The sequence below is a fragment of the Geomonas azotofigens genome, assembly GCF_018919395.1.
GTDB lineage: Bacteria > Desulfobacterota > Desulfuromonadia > Geobacterales > Geobacteraceae > Geomonas > Geomonas azotofigens.
Map to the genome: position 1 here is coordinate 141,773 of NZ_JAHLME010000002.1, position 13,502 is coordinate 155,274.

Sequence of the window (13,502 nt, forward strand, 5' to 3'; positions counted from 1 at the left end):
CTAACCCGCCTAACCCGCCTAACCCGCCTAACCCGCATAGCCCCGCATAGCTCAGCCCCGCAAGCAGCTCAGCACCCCAGCCCTAGCCCCTAAGCCTCACCCCTGCCCCAGCAAGAACTCGAAGTCCTCGCGCCCGATCGCCACGGCTCCTTCGTTTTCCGCGTCCTCGAGGAGCGCGCGGTACAGCTTCAGCTTGCGCTTCTTGAGCTCCATCATCTTCTCCTCGATGGAGTGCCGCATCAGGAGCCTGGTGATGGTGACCTGCCGCTTCTGGCCGATTCTGTGGGCGCGGTCGGAGGCCTGGCTCTCCACCGCCGGGTTCCACCACGGGTCGAGGTGGAAGACGTAGGAGGCGCGGGTGAGGTTGAGCCCCCTCCCCCCGGCCTTCAGGCTCAGCAGAAACACGCCCGGCTCAGCCGAGTCCTGGAAGTTCTGCACCAGCTCCTTTCTCCGTGACACCGGGGTGGAGCCGTCCAGGCGCGAGGAGACGATGCCGCGCTGGGCCAGTCCCTGCTGCACGATATCCAAAAACGAGGTGAACTGCGAGAACACCAGCACGCTGTGCCCTTCAGCGAAAAGCTCGTGCAACTGGTCGACCAGGAATTCCACCTTGGGGGAGCGATCGGCGGCATCCGGGAGGACGAGACGGGAGCAGAGGCAGATCTGGCGCAGCTTGAGGATGGCGGTGAGGGCGATGATGCGCGCCTGGCCGGCCGAGTTGGAGCTGTAGGCACGGGCCACCGTCTCGCGGACCTCGGTCACCGTGCGGGCGTAGAGCGCCTTCTGCCTCGGGCTCATCTCCAGGTAGATGTCGGTCTCCACCTTGGGGGGGAGCTCGGCGGCGATCATGTCCTTGGAGCGCCTTAGGATGAACGGGTGCGTGCGCCTGATCAGCGTTTCGAGGAACTCGCCCCCCTCGCGCCCCATCTGCCGGCGGAACTGTTCGTAGGGACCCAGGAGACCGGGCAGGGCCAGGTCCATCACCGAGAAGTACTCGCCCAGGTGGTTTTCCACCGGCGTGCCGGTCAGGGTCACCTTGAACCGCCCCTTGAGCCTGCGCACCGCGCCGGTGGTCTCGGCGTGGATGTTCTTCACCGCCTGCGCCTCGTCGAAAACGATGACGTGGAAGGGAATCTCGCTCAAGAGCTCGATGTCGCGCTGGATGACGCCGTAGCTGGTCAGCACCAGGTCGAACCCGGCGAACTCGGCGCGGCGCCCCTGGCCGCGGTAGACCCCCACCTTGAGCGCCGGGTAGAACCGGGCCAGTTCGCTCTCCCAGTTGAAGATAAGGGTCGGGGGGACCACCACGAGGTGCGGCACCTCGGGCGGAAGCTGCGAGGCGATGCCCCCTTCCTTCAGTCCGGCCAGGAGCGCGATGGCCTGTATAGTCTTGCCGAGCCCCATGTCGTCGGCCAGGCAGGCGCCGAAACGGTGCTCGTACAAAAAGGCGAGCCAGCTGTATCCCTCGAGCTGGTAGTTGCGCAGGGTCGCCTTCAGCTCTGCCGGCGGCGGGCGCCGCGGGATGCTCTCGAACCGGGTCAGGCTGTCGTAAATCTGTTCGTCCTCGGGGGAAAGGAGCACCCGGACGCCGTTTCTCCTGAGCGTGATCCAGTCGAGAATCTGCAGGCGCGGCACCCGCACCACCTCGCGCTTGGCGTGAGGCGCGAAGAGCGCCAGGGTGTTGCAGGTCAAAGGGTCCAGCACGAACAGGGAGTTGCCCCTGCGGAAGACGCCCCCCCCTTGCAAGGCGTCCAGCAGCTCCGCCTCGTCGACCAGTTCCCCGTCGGCCCGGATCTCGGGGCGCAGCTCGAACCAGTCGATGCTGGAACGGGTGGCGTCCAGGGTAAAGGTCCAGGAGGCGGTCTGCAGTTCCTCCCCGGCCAGCGCCAGGGCGAAGCCTTCCGCCGCCAGCGCGCTCTTCAGGTCCGAGAGATGCCGCATGAGGACCTTTCGTTCCAGCTGGAAGCGCCCCGCCCCTTCCGCCTGCCAGAAGATATCGAAGCCGAAATGCTCGGCCAGAAGTTCGAGCAGCCGTCCCTGGCGCTCGACGGCAACGGTCACCGCGAGCCAATCCCCAGCCTCGGAGATCTGCAGCATGGTGGTCGGTTGCAGCGCCTGCTGACAGAAATCGTTGATGACCGTGCGTGCATCGGACCGGACTCCGCGTTTGTAGAACTCCGCGCCTTCCAGCGCCTGGCGCACCAGCCGGTCGCGCTCGGCGAGGTTCGCGGCACCCAGCGCGGCGAAACAGGCCCTGATGATGGCGGCGACCCGTTTCTTCGCCTTGAGCGGTTGGGGGGAGACCGCCCGCCCGGTCGCGTTGAAAAAGCGGAAAGCCGCGGAAGAAAGTGAGAACGTTATGCCGTCGGTGACCCCTTCCGCCGCCAGCGAGGAGGTTTCGGCCAGTTCCACGATGTTGAGCCGATATCGCGGCTCGAGCGGCTTGGGTGCCACCGTGAGGCCGGACCGGGAGAAGACGACTCGCCGGGCCAGTTCTTCACCGCTGGCGCCGAGATCGAAGTGGACGGCGTTGAAGCCGGCGGCGGGAAAGCGGAGGGTGCCGTCATCCTCGGGCACGGCCTGGTCCGGCTGTGCCTGCGCCAGTCGCTGCGCGAGCTCAGCGTAGAGGCGGGAGGCGGTATCGTCAACCTTATGGATGACCCTGCGCCTGAGGTCGAAATGATACCCCTGGTGTATGAAGGCGTCCTCTCCCTCGACGGCTGCGCCGTCCTCGAGGGAGAGCCTGGCAACGATCTGTTCCTGGTGCAGGTCGAGGTGCAGCAAAACGGTGCGCTGCAGCGACGGATCGAAAAACAGCGGCAGCGGGCCATCCGGGGCGTGGTAGAGAATGGGGAACCTGCCGCGGAACCGGGACAGGAACTCTTCGACGGCGCGCCCCCGCAGCGCCGAGGACTGCAACAGCCGCAGGAACTCGCGGATCGAGGCGGGGAGCGCGGCGTCGTAGAGGGCGACCGGGACCTGGTCCAGCATGAGGCGCATGCGCAACGCCCCCTGCTCCCGGTCGAGCACCAGGGCGTAGCCGCTCTCGGTTATCGGCGCCCCCTCGTCACTTTCCACACCCTGTACCGGCGCCGTGGAGAGGGCGGCGCGGATCTCCTGCAGGTAGTCGCTGGGAAGTTGCAGCATGGGAAAGGACGCGGGCGCGAGGGCTTTTTTGAGGGTAGCCAGGGCGGCGACCAGGTGGGGACAGCGACCGTGGGGGCTCCAGGCGCCGCAGTCGCAGGCGCTGGAGAACTCGCCCGCCGCCAGGGACAACGAGACGCGGCACGAGACCTCGGCGTCGCGCAGCTCGACCTCGAGGACGCTGCCGTCCTTGTGCCAGCTCAGCCCGCGGACCGGCTTCCTCTTGCACAGCTCGAAGCCGTTGAAGAGGTGCACCTTGTCCGCCAGTGCGTATATGCCCGCCGCCGGCATCTGGAAAAGGTGCCGCAGCAGGGGGATGGCCGTGATGTCGATCAAGTCGTCTCTCCCAGCAAGGGTCAGCGAATAACGGATCGTTCAAGTTAGCAGAAAGAGACGCTAAACACAACAGCACCATGCGCAGGAATCGATTAAAACCCGGCAGCGGACCGTGGAATCAGCGGGGAGAAGGGATAACGGGGGCGGGCGGAAGGGCAAAGGGGGGAACGGGGTGAGGGTGCCAGAGAACGAAACAATCGTGATTTTCACAGAGGCTTCACAATCCCCTCTCCCCCTGGGAGAGGGCTAGGGTGAGGGAATCGTGCACACTTGGCAAAAAAATGGGGGGCGGTCTCGATCCGCCCCCCTAAAAAGGAGACCCAGGAGTGTGTTCCGGGGTGTTAATAATCACTATCGGCCCCACATCCCAGGACTTTAATTATTTTTTTATCCGGCCGGATCTTTCAGCGCGAAGTTGTCAATGATATAACGGGCGATGCTGCGCTTGGGCGGAAGCGCGGGCGGCATGCGCTCCCTGGTGAACCACTGGGCGTCCTCGAGCTCGTCCGCCTCGACCGCGATCTCGCCCGACTCGTAGCTCGCAACGAACCCGGCCATGAGCTGGCTCGGGAAGGGCCAGTTCTGGCTCCCGACGTAACGGATGTCGGTGACCTTCAGCCCGGTCTCCTCGAACACCTCGCGCACCACGCACTCCTCCAGCGACTCGCCGAAATCGACGAAACCGGCCACCAGGCTGTAGCGCCCGGCCGCCCACTCCGGCTTGCGGGCCAACAGGAATTCGTCGCCGCGCCTGATCAGCACGATGACGCAGGGGTGGATGTGCGGGTAGTGTTCGTGGCCGCAGCCGCCGCAGCGCTTGCCCCAGGTGGGGGCGATGCGCATCATGTCGCCGCTGCCGCATCGCGAACAGTGGCGGCTCAACTTCTCCCAGTAGAGGATCTGTCTCGCGACACCGTACAGGGTGGCGAGCTGGTCGGGAAGCTCGGTCCACGGGACGGCCTGCAGCCCCCGCGGCACCTCGTCTCCCTTGGCAAGGGTGAAAAGCCGCACCGGGGCGCCATCCCACTCGCCGAAGCGCAGCGCCTGCCCGCCGTCGGCCAGCGGCTCGGGAAGTTCGCCGCGATGCAAGTCGCCGTCGCGCAGCAAAAGCGCGTCCCCCTGCAGCAAAACCCAGTAACCGGGGCCGTCCGCGCTGGAGGCGTCCGGCTTCAGCTGGGTGAACCTGGTCCTGATGATCTCGCCGTTGAACGGGAGGTTGACGGTTTCGGGATATGCCATGCTTCGACTCCTGTAGCGGGGTGGTTGCCGTGCTGGCGTGCATAATACAGGAACCGACCGAGGAAGCAATCCCCCTTTTCTTTCAAACCATTTAACTTGATTGGCTTCGCACGCTATGTTACTTTTTTCGTTCGCCAATACCGGCCGCGGCGCGGCCGAAGCAGGAGATACAGTGACTCGAAACAGAAGATTACCCGCGGAGTGGGAACTCCAGGACGGCGTGCTGATGGCATGGCCGCACGAAAAGAGCGACTGGCTCCCCTACCTGGACCAGGTCCGGCCCGTGTTCGCCGCGATCGTGAGCGCCATCAGCCAGTTCGAGCAGGTGGTGGTCGCCGCCGACGATCCCGACATGGTGCGCGAGGAGTTGCAGTCAGCGGGCGCCGACCTGGAGCAAGTCCGCATCCTCCCGATCGAGAGCAACGACACCTGGGCTCGCGACTTCGGGCCGATCACGGTGCTGGAGGACGGCGCGCCGAGGCTCCTTAACTTCGGCTTCAACGGCTGGGGGCTCAAGTTCCCCTCCGACCTGGACAACCGCATCAACAAGACGCTGCAGGCGCAGGGCGTCTGGCACGCGCCCCTCGAGACCGTCGGCCTGATCCTCGAAGGGGGCAGCATCGAGAGCGACGGCAAAGGGACCATCCTCACCACCGAGGAATGCCTGATGAACGACAACCGCAACCCGCACCTGACCCGCGAGGAGCTGGAGGAGGAGTTGCATGGCCTGTTCGGCAGCGACCGCTTCCTGTGGTTGTCCAATGGCTACCTGGCCGGCGACGACACCGACTCCCACGTCGACACCCTGGCGCGCATCTGCCCGGACGACACCATCGCCTACGTGCGCTGCGACGACCCGGAGGACGAGCACTACCCGGCGCTGAAGGCCATGGAGGAGGAAATCCTCGCCTTCCGTACCCGTGGCGGCCGCCCGTACCGCGCCATCCCCCTCCCCTGGCCGAGCGCGGTCTACGACGAGGAGGGACAGAGGCTTCCGGCCACCTACGCCAACTTCCTGGTGATCAACGGGGCGGTGCTGGTGCCGACCTACCAGGACAAGCACGACGCCGCGGCGCTGGTCGCCGTCGGAGAGGCGTTTCCCGGCTACGAGATCATCGGGATCGACTGCCTCCCGCTCATCCTGCAGCACGGCTCGCTGCATTGCGTGACCATGCAGCTTCCCAAGGGGACGCTCAAATAGGGCGAGAAGCTGGGCGAATGATTCGGACGCGTGAATTGTGGGATCCGCCCCTGGTAGTTACGAAATACTGTAGGGGCGAATGATCATTCGCCCCCCTCAACAGCACCACCGGTACAGATCGACGGAGAAGAACATGACCAAACTCAAAGTAGCCCTTGTGCAGCAGGCGCTGAAGGCGGGGCGCGACGAGATGGTGGCCGCCACCACCGCGAGGATCCGCGAGGCCGCCGCCCAGGGAGCGCAACTCGTGCTGCTCCAGGAACTGCACACCGGCAGCTACTTCTGCCAGACCGAAGACACCGCCTGTTTCGACCTCGCCGAGACCATCCCCGGTCCCTCCACCGCCCACTTCGGCGCGCTGGCCCGCGAACTGGGCGTCGTCATCGTGACCTCGCTTTTCGAGCGCCGCGCACCGGGTCTGTACCACAATACCGCGGTGGTGCTGGAGAAGGACGGCTCCATCGCCGGCACGTACCGCAAGATGCACATCCCGGACGACCCGGCTTTCTACGAGAAGTTCTATTTCACCCCGGGCGACCTCGGCTTCGAGCCGATCCAGACCTCGGTCGGCAAGCTGGGCGTCCTGGTCTGCTGGGACCAGTGGTACCCAGAAGCGGCGCGCCTGATGGCGCTTGCCGGCGCCGACCTCCTCATCTACCCGACCGCCATCGGTTGGGACCCGCGCGACGAAGCGGCCGAGCAGCAGCGTCAGCTCGACGCCTGGGTCACCGTGCAGCGCGCCCATGCGGTAGCCAATGGCATCCCGGTGGTCAGCGTGAACCGGGTCGGTTTCGAGGCCGACCCGAGCGGCGCCGGCGCCGGCATCAAGTTCTGGGGTTCCAGTTTCGCGGCGGGGCCGCAGGGGGAGTTCCTGGTTCGCGCCGGCGAGGAAGAGGAACTCCTGGTGGTTGATCTCGACATGCGCCGCAGCGAGGATGTGCGCCGCATCTGGCCCTTCCTGCGCGACCGCCGCATCGACGCCTACGGCGATCTCGTCAAGCGCTACCGCGACTAGCAGCGTACCCCCCCCTTGCCCTCCCCCCCTCGCCCACCGGGAGAGGGGCGGGGGTGAGGGTGCCGCTCACCCTCATAACGCTACGAGAGGTCCATCAGGTGGCCCATCCCAGCACACCACACCCCCAGCCGCATGACCTCCTGGCCCGCTGCACGCCCGAACAGTCGGCGCTCGTCCAGCTTCTCTCCGTCATCCACGCACCGCTCTCCAAGCACGTACTGCTCAACATCGTCAAGAAGACGGGGCTGCCCGCCCCTCCGGGCCGCAGCTACACCGGCCTGGTCCTCGCCGATCTGCTGGAAGAACTGAAGAACCAGGGCCTGATTCGTCACAGCGGCGAAGGCATTTCCTGCTCCACGGACGTCGCGCACGCCGCCACGCTCATGGCCATCGACGAGGGAAGGTTCGAGACCATGGTCCGCACCATCCTCGCCGAGATCCCCATGGTTTCCAACTGGGGGAGCAACTTCTATCGGCTCTCGACCCACGCCATGCGCGACGTGCGCATCGGCGTCTACCGGAAAGACGCCCGCGCCGCCCTGGAAGCGGCGGAACGCTACCTGCGCCAGTTCCCCTACGAGGCCCAGCGCTGCCACCCGTTGGACGCGGTCTGCTTCCACCCCTTCGACGAGAACTGGTTCCGTTCCCTCCCCGTCATTCTGCAGGGGGCGGCACTGGTGGCGCACCTCTCCTTCGCCCGGGAATCCCTTACCGCTGCTGACGCACCGTTTCGCGTGCTCGCCGAATTGAGCGCCCGCCCCGACTCTCCACCGTTTTTGCTCGACGTCTACTGCCTTGAGCTGTTGTCGCGGGATCGCGCCGCCGAGGCCGAAGCCGCCGCAGCCGAGCGCTGCAGTTCGATCCAGATCGCGGTGCTCGCCTGCTGCGCGCTGCAGCGCGGCCTTTACGGCCGCTCCGTGGAGTTGTTCCGAGCCGCCCTGGCCGCCCTGCGCAAGGAGACGGGGAAGAGAAAGGCCTATCTCGATAACGGCACCGGCCCCTTTTTCATCCTGGCCCTCCTCGCCACGCAGGAGACGAAACAGCTCGAGGAAGCGGCGGAACTGTGCAGCTTCATCACCGCCAAGAGGGAGTGGCCGGACCAGGAGGTGTACCACGTCCTGCACGGGGTGATCGCGGAACGTCAGGGAGGGCGCAGCAGCAAGGAGTATCTGGAGGCGTCCCTGCAGCGCCCCGCCCAAAGCCCGCTGCATGCGCTGTTCCGGCTGATGGCGCTCTACTGGTGCGCCAGCGATCAGCGCCCCGCCGAGGCACGCAAGCAGGCAACCCTGGTGCAGCGCTTAAAGGATTCGGGACACAGCTGGTTCGCCCGCGAGATCGAGCAGGCGGGTGCGGCTACTGCTGAGGACCCCGCGCCCGAAAAGGCGCCGATCCCCCTGTACCGCGCCCTCGCCCCGGTCGAGTCCTGGCAAAGCGCCATCTCGGCCCTGCTGCGACTAAACGGCGAAGAGGCGGTCGACGCGGACGTGCCGCAGTCGCGCCTGATCTGGCACTTCGAGGAAATGCGCGGCTTCTTCCAGATCAGTCCGAGGGAACAGAAGCAGGCGCCCAGCGGCAAGTGGAGCGCCGGGCGCAACGTCTCGCTCAAGCGGCTTGTGGAAGACGCGGAGAGCCTCGATTATCTCAGCGCCCAGGACCGCCTCATCTGCGGCTGCATCAAGAAGGAGCGCGGCACCGGCTTCTATAACCGGGAGAGCTACGTGCTCGATCAGGACCAGGCGGTGCCGCTCATGATCGGCCACCCGCACGTCTACCTCGATGCCGGCGCCTCGGTCCGGCTGGAACTGGTGCACGGCGAACCTGAAATCCAGCTGACCTCCGAGGGAGCGTTCCTGCAGCTGCAGTTCTTCCCCCCCTTCCAGCAGGACCAGAAGCTCTACCTCCAAAAAGAGACACCGACCCGGATCAAGGTGTTCCAGGCCAAGAGCGAGTACAAGAAGATCGCCGCCATCATCGGTGCCGGCCTCAAGGTCCCCACCCGGGCCAAGAACCAGGCGCTCGCGGCCATCAATTCGCTGGCAGCGGTGCTCACCGTGCACTCCGACATCGACGTCGCTTCCGCCGGGCAGCTCGACGGCGACGCCACGCCGCATTTCCACCTGCTCCCGTACCAGGCCGGGCTGCGGCTGCAGGTCCTGGTGCGCCCCTTCTCCGATGCCGGTCCCTACTTCCGCCCGGGTGCGGGCGGCGAGACCGTGCTCGCCGAGGTCAACGGGAAACGGCTGCAGTGCAGGCGCGACCTGAAGCTCGAGGAGGAGCGCGCCGCCGCTGCCCTCGCCCAGCTCACCGCGCTGGCCGAGAGCGACGAGAACGAGGGGGAGTGGCTGGTGCCGGCAACGGAGAGCGCGCTGGAGCTTTTGATCCAGTTGCAGTCGCTGGGCGAATCGGCCCGGGTCTCCTGGCCGCAGGGGGCGCGCTTCAAGATAAAACAGACGGTTACCCCCGGACAGTGCAAGCTTTCCGTGAGGCAGGCGAAGGACTACTTCGAGCTCGCCGGCGAAGTGAACGTCAACGAGGAACTGGCGCTCGACCTGCGCCAACTGGTGGACCTTGCCCGCAACGCGCAGGGGCGCTTCGTGGAGTTGGGTGACGGCGAGTTCATCGCCCTCTCCTCGCAACTGCGGCGCTACTTGGACGACCTCGCCGCCTGCGCCGACCCAAGCGGCGCCGCCTTCCGCTTCCATCCCCTCGCCGCTTCCCTGTTCGAGGACTTCGCCGCGGCAGCGGGAGAATTCCAGGCTGACCGGTACTGGCGCGACCAGGTGCAAAGGCTGCGCGAGGCGGAATCGTTCCGGCCGCAGTTGCCGGCCACGTTGCAGGCGGAGCTGCGCGGCTACCAGGTGGAGGGGTTCAACTGGCTGAACCGGCTCGCCTACTGGGGGGTGGGCGCCTGCCTCGCCGACGACATGGGGCTTGGGAAGACGGTCCAGGCGCTGGCCCAGATTCTCAGCATGGCGCCGCAAGGGCCGTCCCTGGTGGTCGCCCCCACCTCGGTCTGCCTGAACTGGGACAGCGAGACCGCCCGCTTCGCGCCGACCCTGAACCGCATCGTCTACGGCGGGCCGAAGCGGTCCGACCTGCTGCGTGCGCTCAAGCCGCTCGACCTGGTCATCTGCAGCTACGGACTCTTGCAGCAGGACGCGGAACTCTTGGAGGCGGTCTCCTGGCAGGCCATCGTGCTGGACGAGGCGCAGGCCATCAAGAACATGGCGACCAAGAGGAGCCAGGCCGCCATGAAGCTGCAGGGGAAATTCAAGATGGTCGCCACCGGCACCCCCATCGAAAACCACCTGGGCGAGCTCTGGAACGTGTTCCGCTTCATCAATCCCGGGCTTCTCGGTTCGCTGAAGCAGTTCAACGTGAGGTACGCCTCCCCCATCGAGAAAAGCGAGGACAAGAAGGCGCGCCAGCGGCTCAAGCGTCTGATCCAGCCCTTCATCCTGCGCCGCACCAAGAACCAGGTGCTCGAGGAACTCCCGCCCCGGACCGAGATCACCATCCCGGTCGAACTGGGGATGGAGGAGGCCGCGCTCTACGAGGCGATCAGGAAGAGCGCCCTGGACAACCTGGCGGGCGTCGACAAGGTGGAGGGTAAGGCCGAGTTGCACCTGAAGATCCTGGCCGAGATCATGAGGCTGCGCCGCGCCTGCTGCAACCCGCGCCTGGTGCTCCCCGACAGCACCATCCCGAGCGCCAAGCTCGCCGCCTTCGCCGAGATCGTCGACGAATTGAGGGAGAACCGCCACAAGGCGCTGGTCTTCAGCCAGTTCGTGGGGCACCTGGAGATCATCCGCAACTACCTGGACGGCGCCGGCATATCCTACCAGTACCTGGACGGCAGCACCCCCGCGCCGGTGCGCAAAGAGCGCGTCGACGCCTTCCAGGCGGGCTCGGGCGACCTCTTTTTGATCAGCCTCAAGGCCGGCGGCGTGGGGCTCAACCTGACCGCGGCGGACTATGTCATCCACATGGATCCCTGGTGGAACCCGGCGGTCGAGGACCAGGCCTCGGACCGGGCCCACCGCATCGGGCAGCAGCGCCCGGTCACCATCTACCGCCTGGTCGCCAAGGGGACCATCGAGGAGCAGATCGTCGGCCTGCACCAGCAAAAACGCGGCCTCGCCGACAGCCTGCTCGACGAGAGCGACCTCTCCGGCAAGGTAACCGTCGAAGAGCTCCTGGCGCTGTTGCGCATCGGCTCGTAGTTCGGCGCGTGTGACACTCCGGGCCTGTCACCACATCATCCGATTCAAGACTTCCCATTCTCCCGCCTTCGCATATAATCAACCTGTTCCCTCATAACAGAGAAGAGGCAGGTTACGTGAGCTACCTAAACCACGCCCACAACAGGATCAGAACCATCGACCTCACTTTTTCGGCGGCGTTACTGCTGCTGACCGTGATGCTTTTCCTCTCCTATTACATCAGGGATGAACTGACCCAGTCCAACAAGCTGACCGACCACACCTACGAAGTCATCATGTCCGTGGACACCCTCAGCAACTCGTTACTGCAGGCGGAAAGCAGCCGACGCGGATACATTCTGACCGGCAACGTGCAGCAGAAATCCCGCTGCGAATTTTTCGCCCAACAGGCGCAGGAAAACCTGAAGGAGGTCAAGGACCTCACGGTAGACAACCAAGGCCAGCAGCAGCGGCTGGCCAGGCTGGGCGAACAGATCGACAGGAAGCTCGCCATCTTCAAGATTTCCATGGCCCAGTACGACCGGACCGGGTTCCGGGCCGCCCTCCAGGCGCAACTGACCGAAGAAGGCACCGCCCTGATGACCTCGATACGGACCGGGATCGACGAGATCAAAAACCAGGAAAAGACGCTGCTGGGCGAGCGACGCAACAAGGAGCGCAGTACCCTCCTCGTCCTCACCGTTGTCTTTCTCTCGGGGATCTCCATAGCCATCATCCTGTTGAGCCTCAGCTACTACATCGCCCGCCACGAGTCGCGCAGCCACCTGATCGCCGCCGACGACCTTCAGGCCGCCAACAGGGACATCTCCGACCTGAGCAGCATGAGCCAGATGCTGCAATCCTGCTCCAATTTCGAGGAGGCGCGCGGCATCCTCTCCTGCTACGGAGAGAAGTTCTTTCCCAAGGATTCGGGAGGGATTTTCCTGATCAACCCGTCGAGGACGCTGATGACCGACGCCGCGACCTGGGGAGCCGCCGACAGCGACCCCTTCACCCCGGACCAATGCTGGGCCATGAGGCTCGGCCAGGCCCACCTGAGCGCCGCTGCCTCCGACGTCAGATGCCAGCACGTCGAGATGGAGAGCGCGACGTCGCACCTGTGCATCCCGCTGGCCGCGCATCACGAAACGCTGGGAACGCTCCACCTGAGCTTCTTGCAGAACGCCGATCCCGACTTCCTGTTAAGGAAGCGGCTCAAGGCTGCGGCTTTCGCGGAACAGGTCGCCCTCGCCGTCCGGAGCCTGCAACTGCGCGAACAGCTGCGCGAGCTCTCCATCCGCGACCCGTTGACCGGCCTTTTGAACCGGCGCCACATGGAAGAGTCGCTGCTGCGGGAGATCAGCCGAGCGACCAGGACCAACCAGCCGCTCAGCGTGGTCATGATGGACGTGGACCATTTCAAGACCTTCAACGATACCTTCGGCCACGAGGCGGGCGACCACGTCCTGAAGGAAGTCGGCCTGTTGCTGCAGAAAAACGTGCGCGACAGCGACATCGCCTGCCGCTTCGGAGGCGAGGAGTTCACGCTGATTCTTCCCGAGGCGGACTGTGACATCGCCCTGGAGATCTGCAACCGTATCAGGAACTCGGTAAAAGCGCTGCAGCTGGTCATGGGACGACAGCACCTGGGGCACGTCACCATCTCCGCCGGGATCTCCGTGTTCCCGTCGGACGGAGACACCATCCAGCAGTTGTTGGCCGCGGCCGACGAGGCGCTCTACGAAGCGAAGGAAAAGGGGCGCGACTGCGTCATCGGGAGCTGCACCCTCCTTGCAGGTCACACCGACCCCGATTCACAGGACTAGCTCCTCCGCCGCCACCGCTCGTGTTGCCCACCGGCACCGCCCCACCGTACCGGCCGCACCTCCCATCGTTTCCCAGCCTCTATTCTCATTGACTTTGCAGCGGTGCCCGGTGTATTAAGAGCAAATTCTTAAGGGCATCCCATGGAGGATCTCATGCACGTACATCGCCGTGCGGAAGCAGGCCGGATCGTGTCCCTGCTCCTCGCCTGCACGCTGCTCGCGGGGTGCAGGTGCCGCCTCAAGGACCCGCCCCCCTCCGGCACCAGGTACTACGTGCCGCTCGGCTCCCTGCAATGTACCGGCGGCGGCAAGAGTGTCGCCGAACTCGAACAGCAGCTGCGCAAGGCTGGCATCACCGTCAACCGAACCGCCTGCGGCGTGGACGGCAGGATGTACCCGGCGGTCTGCGGCGCTCCCGACGGACGCATCGGCATCTTCGAGATTCCCGCGGACCAGGCGGGCTCCGCGGCGGCCCTGGCTCTGCAACCGCTCTCCACCCTCCCCGACGCCGCCGAGACCTCCTGCCACGAGCGTTAATA

At 65.5% G+C, this 13,502-nt stretch carries 7 protein-coding genes; 5 read left to right on the plus strand and 2 right to left on the minus strand.

The window, feature by feature from the left end; all coding sequences use genetic code 11:
* Positions 1-96: 96 nt before the first annotated feature.
* Positions 97-3,480, minus strand: coding sequence for a DEAD/DEAH box helicase (locus KOL99_RS05715; protein WP_236025841.1), 3,384 nt, complete (start codon positions 3,478-3,480; stop codon positions 97-99).
* Between the two features lie 387 nt (positions 3,481-3,867).
* Entirely contained in the window at positions 3,868-4,719 is an 852-nt protein-coding gene (nudC, locus tag KOL99_RS05720; RefSeq protein ID WP_216509522.1) for an NAD(+) diphosphatase, read from the minus strand.
* A gap of 172 nt (positions 4,720-4,891) precedes the next feature.
* Between nudC and KOL99_RS05725 the strand changes: the two genes are divergently transcribed.
* The 5 genes from KOL99_RS05725 to KOL99_RS05745 all read left to right on the plus strand — a co-directional run bounded on the left by KOL99_RS05725 (position 4,892) and on the right by KOL99_RS05745 (position 13,500).
* Entirely contained in the window at positions 4,892-5,920 is a 1,029-nt protein-coding gene (locus tag KOL99_RS05725) for an agmatine deiminase family protein (protein ID WP_328759825.1), read from the plus strand.
* 133 nt (positions 5,921-6,053) lie between these two features.
* Positions 6,054-6,935 carry a carbon-nitrogen hydrolase gene (locus KOL99_RS05730; protein WP_216509524.1) on the plus strand — a complete coding sequence of 294 codons (882 nt, stop codon included), beginning with the start codon at positions 6,054-6,056 and terminating at the stop codon, positions 6,933-6,935.
* 98 nt (positions 6,936-7,033) lie between these two features.
* Entirely contained in the window at positions 7,034-11,158 is a 4,125-nt protein-coding gene (locus tag KOL99_RS05735) for a DEAD/DEAH box helicase (RefSeq protein ID WP_216509525.1), read from the plus strand.
* A 116-nt stretch (positions 11,159-11,274) separates the two neighbouring features.
* Complete coding sequence (locus KOL99_RS05740) at positions 11,275-12,963, plus strand: diguanylate cyclase (protein WP_216509526.1); 1,689 nt, start codon at positions 11,275-11,277, stop codon at positions 12,961-12,963.
* Positions 12,964-13,116: 153 nt separating this feature from the next.
* A complete protein-coding gene (locus KOL99_RS05745) occupies positions 13,117-13,500 on the plus strand; it encodes a hypothetical protein (RefSeq protein WP_216509527.1) in 384 nt (127 codons plus the stop codon).
* Positions 13,501-13,502 lie beyond the last annotated feature (2 nt).

Bases quoted from the DNA above. Each gene is read 5' to 3' on its own strand.
- KOL99_RS05730 (WP_216509524.1), top strand. From the start codon at position 6,054: ATGACCAAACTCAAAGTAGCCCTTGTGCAGCAGGCGCTGAAGGCGGGG.
- KOL99_RS05745 (WP_216509527.1), top strand. From the start codon at position 13,117: ATGCACGTACATCGCCGTGCGGAAGCAGGCCGGATCGTGTCCCTGCTC.
- nudC (WP_216509522.1), bottom strand. From the start codon at position 4,719: ATGGCATATCCCGAAACCGTCAACCTCCCGTTCAACGGCGAGATCATC.